Annotated in this window: 12 protein-coding genes; 2 read left to right on the top strand and 10 right to left on the bottom strand. The window is 43.1% G+C overall.

Annotated elements, in window-relative coordinates:
• Positions 1-98 precede the first annotated feature (98 nt).
• Positions 99-968 carry an ACP S-malonyltransferase gene (fabD, locus tag AC3WTF_RS00740; protein WP_020955843.1) on the bottom strand — a complete coding sequence of 290 codons (870 nt, stop codon included), beginning with the start codon at positions 966-968 and terminating at the stop codon, positions 99-101.
• 314 nt (positions 969-1,282) lie between these two features.
• Complete coding sequence (locus AC3WTF_RS00745; RefSeq protein ID WP_032866035.1) at positions 1,283-1,960, bottom strand: MBL fold metallo-hydrolase; 678 nt, start codon at positions 1,958-1,960, stop codon at positions 1,283-1,285.
• A gap of 963 nt (positions 1,961-2,923) precedes the next feature.
• Here AC3WTF_RS00745 and AC3WTF_RS00750 point away from each other — a divergent pair.
• Positions 2,924-3,133: a hypothetical protein gene (locus AC3WTF_RS00750; protein WP_047935724.1), complete on the top strand. Its 210-nt coding sequence runs from the start codon at positions 2,924-2,926 to the stop codon at positions 3,131-3,133.
• A 1,228-nt stretch (positions 3,134-4,361) separates the two neighbouring features.
• On the opposite strand, the gene AC3WTF_RS00755 is transcribed toward AC3WTF_RS00750, so the two are convergent.
• Positions 4,362-4,664: a hypothetical protein gene (locus AC3WTF_RS00755; protein WP_007409833.1), complete on the bottom strand. Its 303-nt coding sequence runs from the start codon at positions 4,662-4,664 to the stop codon at positions 4,362-4,364.
• A gap of 505 nt (positions 4,665-5,169) precedes the next feature.
• On the opposite strand from AC3WTF_RS00755, the gene AC3WTF_RS00760 reads away from it, so the two are divergent.
• Positions 5,170-5,718, top strand: coding sequence for a site-specific integrase (locus AC3WTF_RS00760; protein ID WP_079978556.1), 549 nt, complete (start codon positions 5,170-5,172; stop codon positions 5,716-5,718).
• A gap of 51 nt (positions 5,719-5,769) precedes the next feature.
• Here the strand turns inward: AC3WTF_RS00760 and mutL are convergent, their stop codons facing one another.
• The 7 genes from mutL to tdh all read right to left on the bottom strand — a co-directional run bounded on the left by mutL (position 5,770) and on the right by tdh (position 15,508).
• Positions 5,770-7,647, bottom strand: a complete 1,878-nt coding sequence (gene mutL / locus AC3WTF_RS00765; RefSeq protein WP_032866037.1) for a DNA mismatch repair endonuclease MutL — start codon at positions 7,645-7,647, stop codon at positions 5,770-5,772.
• Positions 7,648-7,662: 15 nt separating this feature from the next.
• The gene (gene mutS, locus AC3WTF_RS00770; RefSeq protein ID WP_007409829.1) at positions 7,663-10,248 is read right to left on the bottom strand and encodes a DNA mismatch repair protein MutS; all 2,586 of its coding nucleotides are present in this window, start codon (positions 10,246-10,248) and stop codon (positions 7,663-7,665) included.
• Between the two features lie 118 nt (positions 10,249-10,366).
• On the bottom strand, positions 10,367-10,912 hold the full coding sequence (gene cotE / locus AC3WTF_RS00775) for an outer spore coat protein CotE (protein WP_003154111.1): 546 nt from the start codon (positions 10,910-10,912) through the stop codon (positions 10,367-10,369).
• A 252-nt stretch (positions 10,913-11,164) separates the two neighbouring features.
• Complete coding sequence (gene ricA / locus AC3WTF_RS00780) at positions 11,165-11,596, bottom strand: regulatory iron-sulfur-containing complex subunit RicA (protein WP_003154113.1); 432 nt, start codon at positions 11,594-11,596, stop codon at positions 11,165-11,167.
• A gap of 2 nt (positions 11,597-11,598) precedes the next feature.
• The gene (miaB, locus tag AC3WTF_RS00785) at positions 11,599-13,128 is read right to left on the bottom strand and encodes a tRNA (N6-isopentenyl adenosine(37)-C2)-methylthiotransferase MiaB (RefSeq protein ID WP_012117585.1); all 1,530 of its coding nucleotides are present in this window, start codon (positions 13,126-13,128) and stop codon (positions 11,599-11,601) included.
• 142 nt (positions 13,129-13,270) lie between these two features.
• Positions 13,271-14,449, bottom strand: coding sequence for a glycine C-acetyltransferase (locus AC3WTF_RS00790; RefSeq protein ID WP_096335140.1), 1,179 nt, complete (start codon positions 14,447-14,449; stop codon positions 13,271-13,273).
• A 12-nt stretch (positions 14,450-14,461) separates the two neighbouring features.
• Positions 14,462-15,508 carry an L-threonine 3-dehydrogenase gene (gene tdh / locus AC3WTF_RS00795; RefSeq protein ID WP_492314155.1) on the bottom strand — a complete coding sequence of 349 codons (1,047 nt, stop codon included), beginning with the start codon at positions 15,506-15,508 and terminating at the stop codon, positions 14,462-14,464.
• Between the last annotated feature and the right edge of the window lie 69 nt (positions 15,509-15,577).

A 15,577-nucleotide genomic window follows, 5' to 3' on the forward strand; every position in this document is an offset into this window, starting at 1 on the left:
ATTTGTGAGTTTTTCGTGATGTCGTGTGCAGGTGAAGTGGTCGTGATGTTGTATGGCTGGCACTATTGTGTGAGATAAGAATTTTGACTTGCGTTCCGCTACATGGCGGGTGAAGCTTCAGTTTCTTTTTTGATGCGGTGAATAAGTCCTGTCAGCACATGGCCCGGTCCGACTTCTTCAAATTCCATCCGCCCTTTGTCCAGCAGATAGCGGATGCTGTCGTTCCATCGCACTGAATGGTCGATCTGATCGGCCAGAACGGAGTGGATTCCGTCTTGCTCATAAGGTCTGGCATGCACATTAGAAATGACGGGAATTGATATAGCAGAAAAATGAAATGACTGTAAAAATTTTTCGAACTCTTGTTTTGCTTCACTCATATACCTCGAGTGAAAAGCGCCGCTTACGTTTAACGGATGAAACATCGTAACGTCTTTTAATCCTTCGAATACGGTTTTGGCTCTTTCAATGTCTTCTTTGCGTCCGGATATGACAACTTGGTGAGGAGAATTCATATTAGCAATATCAATCGTATGTAATCCGTGCGTTTGAAGGGCGTCTGACACTTGAGCTGCAGTTAACCCCATAACAGCGGCCATTTTTCCGTCAGTGGCCATACTCATTAATTCGCCTCTTTTACGGACAAGCTGCAGGCCGGTAATAAAATCAAAAGCACCTGCTGCAAACAGCGCATTATATTCTCCCAAACTGTGGCCGGCCACATAATCCGGCTTTATGTCATTGTCTTGGATTTTTTTCAAATAGCTTAACGCGTTTACAACATATAAAGCAGGCTGGGTGAACTGCGTCTTGTGAAGGTTGGAATACGGATTCTCAAGACAAAGCCGTTTCATGGAATATCCGAGTGTTTCATCAGCCTGCTCCGTTAAGTCTTTAAATTCATCAAACAATGAGCTCCCCATTCCCTGCTTTTGAGAACCTTGTCCGGGGAATAAGTATGTGATCATTTTCTCAGCCATCCTTTCTCGGATTCAGATAAGAAGCATGTTCAAGTTGATAGTAACTTCACAAAAATACCATGTCAAGTTAATTTATCCTATGTGAACTCCTGAATAATGCCTATTTTTCCCTGTCGAAAGGCGGACTCAGGGCTTTCGGAACAGGCGTAAGCAGAATGTCCCATCCGGCCTGCCCGGCGTTCTCTTCCGCAAACTCCCGTTACTCAGCCATTCATCACCAGAAATCTAGTAATAACTTCCATTCCATTTCAGAAGTTCCTTGCCTCAAAAGAAAAGCTAGTTAGATAGAACTAAATTACACATTACTTAAAATGAAACAGCCCTTTTTGATTTTTTCTGTTGCGGAAATTCACAAAATGTTCTTTTTTTTCAATCTGAAAGTAAATATTGTTTTTCAAAAGACTCTCCATTTTTTGACCCGGCTTCTCCCCGAAGGAGTGCCCCGGATACACACGCACATGCGGCGGAATGGAGGCTTTGATCCTCTGTATACTGTGAAACATATCTTCAGCTGAGCTGCCCCTGTCCTCACATATACCGCACCCTTCTGTAAACACGGTGTCACCGGTAAAAAGATGATCAGATAGCAAATAGCACATTCCCCCGGCCGTATGTCCCGGGGTCAGTATACTTCTGATGATAAACCCTCCGGCCGCAAAGGTTTGGCTGTCTTCAAGCGCTATTAAGTTTCTGCACCGGAATTGATAGAAATCGATTTCCGCCGACGACATGTATATATCAGAATGATAGATTTGCTGAAGCGGCTCCGCCAAGTTTACATGGTCATAATGCGAATGTGTTAATAAAATAGCTGATAAATCAACATCCAATTCATGCAGTTTATCGGTTATTTTATCTATTTCCCAGGACGGGTCCACCGCTATCGCAGATTTTTTTGAGCGGTCTGCGATAATATAACAATAGTTGGACCACATCTGGTGATAAGTTTTGATTTGATGCACTTCATATGTATGATCCATTGTCACCATTCCCATTTAAAAGATCCGGGCAGACTGCTGCCGCCGCCCAGCCGACTGTAACCACTTTACCAGATGACACCACGTTTTTCCATGGATTTTCCGGTAAAGTTAAAAAAACTTTCTGCTCCCGCCAAAAGCACCAGTCTGGACCTTTTTTACAATTTGCTATGCTGATATATAAGGAAATCAGAATATTAATTTAGATGAATTCTTTAGGGAATTTTATTCAGAAAATGAAGGATGAATATGGGTTTCGGATAAAAAGAAAACAAATTGAGCTTTTGTTTTGAAAAGCAATTGCCGAAGCGGTCGAAGGGGATAATCAGTTTTTAGAAATGATCCGCAATCAAGATTATTATTTCAATCCTTTTCTTCAAGATAAACTAAATCATACGGGCTCTCGAAATATATCAGAATACCTTAGTTCTTACACCGAATTCAACGTTATGTTGACATTAACATAATTGAACTTAGAAAAGTACGGCGGAATTTACACTCTTTTCAAATCAGCCCTAGCTGCAACAATTCACGAAAGCGTCGCGCAGCTTTTTACTGTGCAAAAACAAAACTAACATAAAATCATTAAGTGTAAAAAGTAAATATTAATCATTAGACAAATAGACTATGTTATATGGGTCGGAGTTTACTGCTCAAGGTAAATTGCCCTGGGATGCAAAAGCACTAAGAGCAGATTGGGATGCAATACCTGCTAAAGTTAAAGCTGCTATGGGCGGAATCGGCGTTTTGAAATAATTCTTAATACGATCGACAATTTTACTGGTGCAGTTGAAGATGCGTGCTATGCGGGTGCTCTAAAAGAACTGGCAACCCAACAGCCGCTTGGTGGATTACTAAAACTCTTAAGCTTTTCATTTAAACGGGGCTATTGTTGGTGTTTAACAAATTTATCCTGTGTTAAGCTTTAAAGTGATTATTTCTAAAGTGTTAAGACAGGAGGTAACTATGGAAGATAAAAGTAACGCTGACCCGAGCCCAAAAGTTATAAAAATTCTAACTTACATTATTCCTATAGTTTTAATAGGGCTTATCCTTGTTCTTAAGAATATTAATACCGCAGCAGCAGAAATTTCATTTTATATCGTTGCTGTCGGTGTAGTTCTCTTAGTGGTTTTCAGTTTGATCAAAAATAGAAAAAACCGCAGGAAGAACTAAATGTAAGGGGGCTAATTACTAGTCCCCCTTGACTAACTTGCGGATAGTATAACCTGCCAAATTCGAATTTTATTTAAATTCCCCCTCCATCTCCTCCCTGTGAATTTGGAAAAGCAGGTACCCATCTATATAACTCAGGGTAGTCACCTGGTTCTTCACAGATAACTTTAAGATTTTAAGGAATCGCTTTCTCCATTATTTCACTATTAATGCAGTGACATATAGACGGTTACACCAAACACAAGATGCTGCGCTGTCACCCCAAATACTATCCATAAACAATTTTTATATGAAAGAAAAGCAGCTGGATGTTAAACAAATTATTTTCATGATTTACGGCATACAGATGCAACAATTATACCAGAAATTAAAAAACTCAAAAGTTATCTCTGACAGGCTGGGTCATTCAAACTAGTAAGGCTACTTGTGGGCAAATAACGGTTTAGTCTCACATACATAAATCATTGTTCTTGCATCACACGCTTAAACATCTTCTCCATCTCATACGTACTGTTATTTTTAGTTTTTTGACAATAAACCATGATTACTCAAAACATTGATATTTCAGAGCTTCTAATAGTTTTCTGGGTAAATATTTTTATTAAATTAGCATGGTTAGACATAAAGAGAGCAGCCTCCTTTTTTGATGATAATAAATATGATGATGAGTGGACCGAGAATGGTTACAAAATTAAATTTAAGCGAACCCCTATTATAAATATAGCGGATGTTTATATATCTAAGAAATAGTCTTAACTTTTTAATTTAAGGGAATGAAAGATATGCTGACTCAGAAAGGAAATATACCGTATTATACTTAACATGAGCTACCGATGTAAAAGGCCAGTTAAAGAGAAAAACAGGAAAAAGCGAAATAGATTTACGTGCAGTTGTAAAAAGTCTCATGCGACAAGGAGAGGTTCCGTAAGACAAAATACAAAATTGCATCATCTAAAAAAGCCCAAACTCTAAAAAGTTGGGCTTTTAATTTAAGCGGGGAGAAAGCGATTTGTAGCCTTAAAATAAAGTTTGATTAAATGAACTTAATAAACCTTGATAAAAGTACAAATAGAAAAAACGTGTTTTGAAAAAAAGATTGATCAAAACACGTTTTTTCTATATTCATTTCAATCATCGTTTTATAAAAAAGTTTGATCATTTTATGTCTAGAATCTTCAACAAACGCGCAGTCTGAGGAATAGTACCTTATAATAAAAACTGCTGAGTGCTACCTAGACTGAATACTCCACCCATGTGTTTTAAGCTTTTTTATATAATCTTCAACACTAATTTTTTCAACTTCAATTGCTAACGGCGTCAGTGAAACAAGGCACTCATTTGAAGTATAATTTATTGTAACTTTTACCACCTCGTATCCATTATGGAAACCTGAATCAAATCCAGGATCGTCAATTATATCTCCTACTTGAGGGCGAAAGTCAGATTCAAATGTTTTCACTAATGTTTGAGTATTTTCCTCTGTAGGTTCTTGATTAATTGATGAGACAAATAATATTAAATTTATATTCAAAGCATTTCCCCCCTTTCTATGCTGTTTAAATAATCTTTAGTTTAATTCTATTGTTATTAATGATAACAAATTTTAACTTGCATCACAAATTAATTGTGCCATTAAATGGACCGTTTGTTGAATTCTAAAAATCTGTATTGTTAATGTGATTCTATCAAACTTTTTTATAAATTATCGGACTTTGTTTTACATAATCAATCTTTATTTTAAAGCTACACGATTAAGTTTTTTAGTCCTCCCCTGTTTTTCTTTTATTTGATTTTACTACTATCCCCGTAATTTGCACAAATGGAAAAACCGCAATATGATTGCGGTCTGCTGTGAATCTGTATTTGAAGTTATTCAGTCCGCTCATCAGCTTGCGGCTTTAGTAAGATGGTTAAGACAATTCCTGATAATATCAAAACATTTCTATAAAAAAAGATTCGGATTATAGAATGCTTAAAGACAATTACCTGGACAAGGAACAAGTATCTGTCTTTATGGAGGCAGCAAAATCTTCTAAATATCATCATTACATGATCGCTTTAACCTTTTAAGGACCGGCTTAAGAAAAGGTGAACTCATTGCTTTATATTGGTCCGATATTGACTTTAATAACAAAACTTTAAGGATTGCTAAATCTAAGAACGAGTTTGGAATCATAGCACCTAAAACCCGTAAAAGTGTTAGAACTATAAGCATCGATGACACTTTAATTAAAGAGATGAAAAAGTTTAAGGAATGGCAAGAAGAAAATAAAATAAAACACGGTGATAATTATAACCAGTCTCCCTTTTTTATTACCAACCATAAGGGAGATGACCTTGGACCGTTTGGAATTGATAAAGTCATAGATTCCTTGCTAAAGAAAACTGATCTGCACCACATTACTCCACATGGTTTGAGACACACACACACCATTATGCTGCTAGAAAGTGGTGCAGATATCAAATTTGCAAGTGAGAGACTCGGTCATACGGATGTGAAAATGACAGCTGATGTCTATATCCATATCTTGCAGAATCACAATCAAAAAAGCATTAATCGGTTTGATGAATACCTAAACAGCTAAAATCAGTGGGCAAAATGTGGGCACGAGAGATAAATCCCTCACAGAATCCTTCTACATCACACGCTTAAACATCTTCTCCATCTCATACGTGCTGTGATGAATTATGATCGGCCGGCCGTGCGGGCATGTGAACGGGTCTGTCGTTCGGCGCAGGTCATCCAAGAGCGCTTTGATTTCGTCGTTTCGCAAATGGCGGTTCGCTTTGATTGAGCCTTTGCAGCTCATCATAATGGCCGCTTCCTCCCGCAGTTTTTTAATATCGATCTGTTTGGCGTCAAGCACCTGCTGAATGATTTCTTCAATCAGTTCAGCTTCTTCCCCTTTTGGAAACCAGGCCGGATGGCAGCGGACGATGTAGCTGTTCGTGCCGAATGCTTCTAAAAATACTCCGACGCTTTCAAGCTCATGCTGATGCTGGTCAATGATCAGCGCCTCATTTGCCGCATAATGAAAGGTGAGCGGCACGATCATATCCTGCACTTCAGGCTCGACCTGCCCGACTTTCTCCCGGAAATATTCGTATTTAATCCGTTCTTGTGCAGCATGCTGGTCAATGATATACAAGCCGTTTTCGTTTTGGGCTAAAATATATGTCCCGTGCATTTGGCCGATCGGATACATCACCGGAACTCTTTCTTCCCGTATTTCTTCAGAGTCAGCCTCCTCTTCAGGCTCCGGAATATCGGAAACATGCGCTTCCGTTACCGGCATGCCGATCTTCGGCGGCACTCCGTGACCCGCTTCATCCGGCAGGGACTCTTCTTCTATTACCGGCTCAGGCTCTTTTACGACCGAACTCAGCTTCATCGGTGAGTAAGACGGCTCCGGCGTTTTTTCAAGAAGTTTCCGCTCAGGCGCGCTTTCCTCGAATGTCATAAATTGCTGTTCGTTTTTGGCCGGTGCCGGCGCGGATTTTTTCGGGAGCTGGGCGCTCGGAATAAGCCGTTGCTTTTGAAACACTTCCTTTATCCCGTCACGGATCAGCTCATGCAGCTCCGTCTCTTTGCTGAGGCGGACTTCAAGCTTCGAGGGATGGACATTGACATCGACCAAAATCGGGTCCATCGTAATTTCGATAAACGTAATCGGATGGCGGCCGATCGGCAGTAGTGTGTGATAGCCCTCATGCACCGCTTTTACAAGCGGGAAATTCTTAATGTATCTTCCGTTAATGACAGATGACATGTAGTTTCTGGATGCACGCGTGATTTCCGGAAGCGCAATGTAGCCCTTGACTTCAAAATCAAGCGAGCTGACATGGAGCGGTATCATTTTTTTCGCAACCGCCGTCCCGTAAATTGCGGCCAGCACATGGCGCACGTCCCCGTTACCGTTTGTCTGCAGCAGATTTTTCCCCTGATGGCGGAGACGGATCGATACTTCCGGATGCGCAAGAGCGATCCGGTTGACAACATCCGTAATATTGCCGAGCTCCGTATGCACGGTTTTCATATATTTCAATCTGGCGGGTGTATTGAAAAACAGGTTGGTAACGATAATCTCCGTTCCTTTTCTGCTGGAGGATTTCTGCTCAGAAATGATATTCCCGCCCTGAAGAATGAGATGGGTTCCCGCTCCCTCGCCGATGCTCGTTTTGATTTCCAGATGAGAAACAGACGCGATACTTGGCAAAGCTTCTCCGCGGAAACCGAGTGTTCTCACCCGGAACAGGTCGTTTTCATCTTTGATTTTACTGGTCGCGTGGCGGCGGAAAGCCCGCTTGCAATCATCGGTTTCCATCCCTTCGCCGTTATCGAGCACCCGAATCGACGAAAGCCCCGCTTCCTCTATGTCGATTTCAATGACTGTGCTGTTTGCGTCGATGGCGTTTTCCACCAATTCTTTAACGACTGAGGCAGGCCGTTCGACCACCTCGCCGGCCGCTATTTTATTCGAGAGTTCATCTGACAGCTGGATGACTTTTGCCAAGTCCGTCACCTCTTTCTATTTTAATTTTTTTTGCAGCTTGTACATTTCATTCATCGCCTCAAGCGGCGTCATATCGAGAATATTGATTGACTTAAAAGCTTCAAGCACTTGTTTTTCTTTATTAGAAACAGCCGGTGCCTTCTGTTCTTTTTCACCGTCAGCAAAAAAGGACAGCTGTGCCGGTTCTTCTCTGACGGCGGACTTTTTCTCAGATACCGCCGGAAGCTCCGGTTTATCTCCCGTCTGCTCAAGCTGTTTCAAAATCTCCTGCGCGCGGCTGATCAGATCGTCCGGGAGCTCGGCAAGCTGGGCGACATGAATGCCGTAACTTTTATCTGCGGCTCCTTCTTTGATTTGATGGAGAAACACGACCGTTCCGTTATATTCCTCTGCGCGCACATGAACGTTTTTCAGCTGAGGAAGCTTATCTTCAAGCACCGTCAGCTCATGATAATGCGTGCTGAACAGTGTTTTAGCGCCGATATGATCATGGACATATTCAATAATCGCCTGTGCCAGCGCCATTCCGTCGTACGTTGATGTCCCGCGGCCGATTTCATCAAACAGGATCAGGCTATCTTTTGTGGCGTTCACAATCGCGTTTTTCGCTTCCAGCATTTCCACCATAAAGGTGCTTTGTCCGGAAATCAAATCATCCGCTGCCCCGATTCTCGTGAAGATTTGATCAAAAATCGGCAGAACCGCTTCTTTCGCGGGCACAAAACAGCCGATCTGGGCCATGATCGATAGAAGTGCGATCTGTCTCATGTACGTGCTTTTACCTGACATATTCGGACCCGTAATCAGGAGCATTTCCCGCGAATCGCCCATCAGGCAGTTGTTCGGGACGTATTCTTGACTGTCCATCACCTTTTCAACGACGGGGTGTCTCCCTTCAATGACTTTTACTTCATTATCAGAAAAGACGGGCTTTGTGTAATGCCTGTTTTCACTGATCGTAGCAAAGCATTGCAGTGCGTCCAGCTCACTCATTTGTTTGGCAAGACGCTGCAAGCGCGGAATAAATTGTTTCACCTTTTCACGCAGTCCGGCAAAAAGCTCATATTCCAGCTCGCAGATGTTGTTTTCCGCTTCTAAAATAAGCGCTTCTTTTTCCTTCAATTCCGGCGTAATGTACCGTTCGGCGTTTGTGAGGGTCTGTTTCCGCTCATACCGTCCGTCTTCAAGCAGATGAAGGTTTGCTTTTGTGACTTCAATATAATAGCCGAACACTTTATTGAAACCGACCTTTAATGAACGGATGCCCGTATAAGCGCGTTCCTGCTGCTCCAGTCTGGCAATCCAGTCTTTACCGTTTTTGCTGGCGTCACGGTACTCATCGAGCTTCTGATGATAGCCGTCTTTAATTAAATTGCCTTCTTTTAACGATAACGGCGGGTTTTCATGAAGGGCTTCTTCTAACAGGTCAAGCAAATCTCCGCACGGATCAATCAAGCCGGCGCGTTCTTTTGCTTTTTTATGGTTAAGAGACCCTACAAGCTCTTTGATGCTCGGCACTTGTTTTAAAGATTCTTTCAGCTGGATTAAATCCCTTGCGTTGACGTTTCCGAATGCGACCCGGCCCGCCAGACGTTCTAAATCGTATACTTCCTTCAGGCGCTCTCGAAGATCTTCACGCTCAAACAGATGATTGATCAGCGTCTCGACCATTTCCTGGCGTTCTTCGATTTGGGATGCCCTGATCAGCGGGCGGTCAATCCATTGTTTGAGAAGCCGGCCGCCCATCGCTGTTTTCGTCTCGTCTAAAAGCCAAAGCAATGACCCTTTTTTGCTTTTAGAACGGATCGTTTCCGTCAGCTCAAGATTCCGTTTTGAATACAGGTCAATTTTCATCGCTTCTTCCAATTCATATACTTGAACCGGCTGCAGGTGATCCAGGCTCCGTTTTTGCGTTTTCTGCAAATACGTATATAAACGCATAAACGTCTCTGTCAGCTCTTCGCCCGGCAAGTGCTTTGCGATTTCAATGCGTTCTGTTATTTCCCCGTCTTCGATGGAAATCGTGGCGCCGCACCGTTCTTTCAGCTGAGCAGCTGTATGTTCGTTAAACTTGCTCGATACGACAATTTCCTTTGCGCCGACTGAGTAAATTTCTGACATGACATCTTCAATCCGCTCAATAAATACGGCCAGGTTTTCTCCAGTCGTTAAGTCCGATAAAGCGAGACCGTATCCGTCACGGAATTCGGAAACGGAAGCGATAAAGTTGTTTTCCGACTCGTGGATGCCTTTTCCATCCATCACGGTTCCCGGTGTGATCAGCTGGACGACTTCTCTTTTTACAACGCCTTTAGCCGCCTTCGGATCTTCCGTCTGCTCACAGATCGCCACTTTATAGCCCTTTTTAATCAGCTGTTCAATATAAGCCGCCGCGGAATGATACGGCACGCCGCACATCGGAATTTTATCAGCCGAACCTCCGTCTCTGCTTGTCAGTGTAATTTCAAGCTCTTGTGACGCTTTTTTTGCATCTTCAAAAAACATTTCATAAAAGTCACCAAGCCGAAAAAATAAAAAGGCATCTTGGTGCTCTGCCTTTATCTTCAAGTATTGCTGTATCATAGGCGTGTAACTAGCCATCATTTAATCCCTCACTATGTATCTTCTCTTATCCGAATCCCATTATAACATAAACAAAAGAGTGATATCTTTATATATAAAAAAGAGACTTGGGGTGTTAAACTCCCCTAGCCTCAACTTATTCTTCAGGATCTCCGACTAAAAATTCAGGGTTAATGTCCTCTAATTCTTCATCAAGATCGTCTTCCCAATCATCATCATCGTCTTCTTCCCAGTCAGGATTGACTTCGACGACGACTTTCGTTTCACCGACCACTTCTGCTAAAAATTCTCTCTCTGCCTGAACCACGATTTTATTTCCGTTAGGAGAAATGGTGACTTCAAGACAATTCGGCTGCTGCAGCACTTTGGCAATGACTTCGTGTTCGTCATCTAAGTAATTTGTGTCTCTGTATCTGAGTTTAATCACATCGACATACTTTACTCTCTCGGTTACAACTTCCGTTTTTGTATTATCGGCGTAAGAGTACCAGACGTTTATATCATAATACCCTTCAATTTCTACAGTCTTCCCGATCTTTTCGGCATCGTACTTGTGGTTGATAATCCAGCCGCCCAATATACTTGACGGTTTTTCTCCAGGTGAGATCGTGTTGGTGCATTGGGTGAATTTTCTTCCTTTCGCAACTACCGCTTTCGTAATAATTTCCCTGTATTCAGACATTCCGGCAGGCCTCCTTGTTCTTCTTCGTGTTATCTTATGCTGGGCATTTGTCTCATGTGCATTTTTATAATAAAAATATAAAAATACAAAGTTTCTGTTTCATTGTATGCAGCCCTGCCCAGAAACTTTACTTTTAAGTATGATAAAACTTTCCAGTAAAATGGGACAAAACGGTGATTCAATGAAAACTTAGTGCATATTACAATTAGTTCTCAAACAGCAAAAAAACACGGGCCGATGAAGGCCCCGTGTTTAAATAGAACAGCTGTTATTCGAATGTTTTACTTTTGAACCGGTTTCTCCCGTCAGCAGGTTGCCTCCGGTAGATGTAATGATTTCGTTTGTCACCTGATTTGAGATCGTATGTGCGACAAGCTGAAGAAGGTCATTGACCTCAATCTGGGAATCTCTGAATTCTTGAATGATCGGAATCCCTTCAAGTTCTTCCTGCAGGGCGTCAATTTTACTTTCCACTTGTTTCAGCGCTTCAAGCTTTTCGTAGTGCTTCAGGTTAACGGCTTGCTTTTGCAGGGTTTTAATCTGATTAATAATCGCAGAGACTTTTTCATTTTCGTTAATCTGCGCCTCGGCGCGTTTGAAAAAATCAACTTCTTCTGTTTCAGAAATCATTTTCGCAAGGTTCCTAGCCTGCTGTACAATGTCTTTCTTTGAGTAAAGCGTCATTATTATTTCACCTCGATTGCTTCTCCTGCCATCACACCGTCAAGCGACCATGTTTTCGCCTGTTCGATTTTGACGCGTACAATCTTGCCGATGGCGTCTTTCGGCCCTTTGAAGTTGACGAGCTTGCTTTTTTCCGTATAGCCGGCAAGAATGTCAGGGTTATTTTTGCTTTCTCCCTCAACTAATACTTCGACAGTCCTGCCTTCATATTCCTTCATTTTTTTGGCTGAAATTTCTTTCACCAAATCATTGAGGCGCTGAAGACGTTCTTTCTTGACCCTCATCGGAACATTGTCTTTCATCTTCGCTGCCGGCGTGCCTTCACGAGGAGAGTAAATAAACGTATATGCGCTGTCAAATTCCACTTCGCGATATAACGAAAGCGTTTCTTCAAATTGTTCATCGGTTTCATTCGGAAAACCGACAATAATATCGGTCGTCAGTGAAGCGTTCGGCATCGCTGCTTTAATTTTTCCGACAAGCTCCAGATAGCGTTCTCTGTCATATTTGCGCGCCATCATTTTTAACATCGCTGAGCTTCCTGATTGAACCGGAAGATGGATATGGTCAAGAAGGTTGCCGCCTTTGGCGAGCACTTCGATCAGATGATCATCAAAGTCACGCGGATGACTCGTCGTGAATCGGATTCTCGGAATATCAATTTTACGCAGTTCGTCCATTAAATCACCGAGTCCGTACGTCATATCCTCAAAATCTTTTCCGTACGCATTCACGTTTTGACCGAGCAGTGTGATTTCTTTATAACCTTCGCTTGCAAGTCTTCTGACTTCCTGGATAATTTCCTCAGGACGGCGGCTTCGTTCTTTTCCGCGGGTATACGGTACGATGCAGTATGTGCAGAACTTGTCACAGCCGTACATAATGTTGACCCAGCCTTTAATTTTTCCGTTGCGGACTTTCGGAAGGTTTTCAATGACATCCCCTTCCTTCGACCACACTTCAATGACCATCTCTTTTGATAAATATGCCTCTGATAACAGTTCCGGCAGACGGTGAATGTTGTGCGTGCCGAAAATCATATCGACAAACGGGTGCTTCTTAAGGATGCGGTTTACGACTGATTCTTCCTGTGACATGCAGCCGCAGACGCCGAGAATCAGGTCCGGGTTATTTTTTTTGAGCGCCTTTAAATGGCCGAGCTCTCCGAACACTTTGTTTTCAGCATTTTCCCGGATAGCGCAAGTGTTTAATAAAATAACGTTCGCGTCATCAACCGAATTTGTCGCTTCATAACCGAGCGCCATAAAAATACCCGCCATGACTTCCGTATCATGCTCGTTCATTTGGCATCCGTACGTGCGGATATAAAATTTCCTGCCTTCACCGAGGCCTTTAAATTCTTCTGAGATTTTAAAATCGTTATGATATTGAACGGATTCTTTGCCCCGTTTTTTCGCATCTTTTAAAGAAGGCGGAATATATACGGCTTCAAAATACTTGCTGTAATCCTTTTCGGATGTTTTGTCCGCCGGATTCACTTGTCCGCTTTCCTGCTTTTGCTTTTCATTCATGTTCGAATGTCTCCTTTCAACCGAAACTTCCACCCTCAAGTATACTGGTTAAAAGCGTTTGACACAACCGCCAGCCTATTATTGTACACCTTATTGAGAATAAGAATCAATAAGAAATAAAAAAGAGGGAATCATTTCCCCCTTACACAAGCTGCAGCTCTTTTGCGGCTGAACGGATTACTTCCAGGGCCCGGTCAAGCTCCTCTTTTGTATGCTCCGCCGTAATAATGGTGCGGATTCTCGCTTTTCCTTGGGCGACCGTCGGATACACGATGCTTTGTGCAAAGACCCCGCGGGTCAATAAAAGGTCTGAAAATGCCTGGGCTTTTTCTTCCTCCCCTATTAATATCGGCACGATCGGTGTTTCGCTTTTTGTGAGGGTCAGCCCCATTTGAACCAGTTTGTCTTTGAAATACGCCGTGTTCTCCCATAGCTTTTCCATATGCTCCGGCTCTTCCAGCAGGACGTCAATGGCTTCTATGCATGCGGCCGTTACCGCAGGCGGATGAGAAGTGCTGAATAAGAAAGGACGCCCTTTATGGCGCAGGTAATCGATCAGAACCTGCGACCCTGCGGCATAACCGCCAAGCACTCCGATGGCTTTGCTTAATGTGCCCACCTGTATGTGGACTCTTCCGTCAAGCCCGAAGTGATTAACCGTTCCCCTTCCGTTTTTTCCGAGTACGCCGGAAGCATGCGCGTCGTCGACCATCACAAAGGCATCGTACGCCTCTGCAAGTTTGACGATGTCAGGCAAAGGAGCGATGTTGCCGTCCATTGAGAATACGCCGTCGGTGACGATCAGGCGCATGCGGTAATTCATTGATTTTTTCAGCACCCTTTCCAAATCGTCCATATCAACATGGCGGTACACCTTTTTATCTGCTTTCGTCAGCCTGATCCCGTCAATAATGGAAGCATGGTTCAGTTCGTCAGAGATCACGATATCTTCTTTTGTAAGAATGCTTGATAAGACGCCCTGATTCGTTGTGAACCCCGATTGAAAAACAAGTGCCGCTTCTGTTTTTTTAAAGTTTGCCAATTTTTTCTCCAGCTCATTGTGCATTGTGAATGTTCCGGCGATTGTCCGGACGGACCCCGTACCCGCTCCGAATTCTTCCGCGGCGCGTTTGGCCGCTTCGACAAGCCTTGGATGCGACGTCAAACCGAGATAATTGTTCGATGAAAGCTGTATCACGTTTTCCCCTTTGACTTCCACCGACGGACCCTGCTTCGTTTCAATTTGTTTCATTTGCTGCCACGTTTTATTTTCTTTCATTTTATCAAGCTCTGCTTTTAGAAATTCAAATTCTTTCATTATAGAACCCTCCCCTTATGGAATCAAAATGACTTTGCCGCACTGGCCCTTTCTCATCAGGTCAAACCCTTTTTCAAAGTCTTCAAGCGGAAACTGATGCGTGATCACTGGCGTCAGATCAACAAGGCCGGATTCAAGCAGGTGCGATACCTGCCGCCATGTTTCAAACATTTTTCTGCCTGTGATGCCTTGGACGGTAAGTCCTTTAAACACCACGTCATTTGTCAGGTCAACCGTCACCGGACGTTCCGGCAGACTCAGCATGTGGAACCTTCCCCCGTTGGCCGCCATCTTTAATCCTTGTGCTATAGCTGCCGGGTGGCCTGACATTTCGCAGACAAGGTCGATCCCTTCTCCGCCTGTTAAGGTGTCGATCACCTCAAGCGGATCTTCCTTATCAGCTGAAATGGTGATCGTGGCTCCCAATTTCTTCGCAAGAACCAGCCTGTAATCATTTTTATCAATGGCCGCAATACAGGATGCACCGGCCGCTTTAGCCACTGCCACCGCCATCAGCCCGATCGGTCCGCAGCCGATAATTGCAGCGGAACCGCCCGCAAGCTGGCTGCTTTCCAGCACCGTATGCACCGCGTTGCCAAGCGGCTCTTGAACAGAAGCGACGGCGGGGTCCATATCAGCGGGATTTTTCCAAACATTTCGAGCCGGCACTTTGACATATTCAGCGAAGGAACCGGCTGTATCTACGCCGAGGATCTTTGTATGGGTGCACACATGATGTTTTCCTGTTAAACAAGGGACACAAGTACCGCAGACGAAGTGGGTTTCAGCCGAAACGTAGTCACCTATTTTGACATTTGTGACGTGCTTGCCCGTTTCCGCTACGATACCGCTGAATTCATGTCCGAATACTTGAGGTGTTTTGATTCGTTTCTGCGCCCATTGATCCCAATTATAAATATGCACATCTGTACCACATATAGATGCGGCCTGTACTTTAATGAGAACTTCATTCTCATTAATGGAAGGTATGGGAATTTCTTTCAGAGTTGCTCCGAAAGCGTTTTCATTTTTGACGATAGCTTTCATCTTTCCTCCCAACACGTACACTCCTCCTCGAAAAAACACTGTAATAACTGGATTGTAACATGATATAAAAAGGAGGTAAATACC

It is taken from the genome of Bacillus sp. EB106-06-01-XG163 (assembly GCF_058791615.1).

Bases quoted from the DNA above. Each gene is read 5' to 3' on its own strand.
- fabD (WP_020955843.1), bottom strand. From the start codon at position 968: ATGATCACATACTTATTCCCCGGACAAGGTTCTCAAAAGCAGGGAATG.
- AC3WTF_RS00745 (WP_032866035.1), bottom strand. From the start codon at position 1,960: ATGGATCATACATATGAAGTGCATCAAATCAAAACTTATCACCAGATG.
- AC3WTF_RS00750 (WP_047935724.1), top strand. From the start codon at position 2,924: ATGGAAGATAAAAGTAACGCTGACCCGAGCCCAAAAGTTATAAAAATT.
- mutS (WP_007409829.1), bottom strand. From the start codon at position 10,248: ATGGCTAGTTACACGCCTATGATACAGCAATACTTGAAGATAAAGGCA.
- cotE (WP_003154111.1), bottom strand. From the start codon at position 10,912: ATGTCTGAATACAGGGAAATTATTACGAAAGCGGTAGTTGCGAAAGGA.
- ricA (WP_003154113.1), bottom strand. From the start codon at position 11,596: ATGACGCTTTACTCAAAGAAAGACATTGTACAGCAGGCTAGGAACCTT.
- miaB (WP_012117585.1), bottom strand. From the start codon at position 13,128: ATGAATGAAAAGCAAAAGCAGGAAAGCGGACAAGTGAATCCGGCGGAC.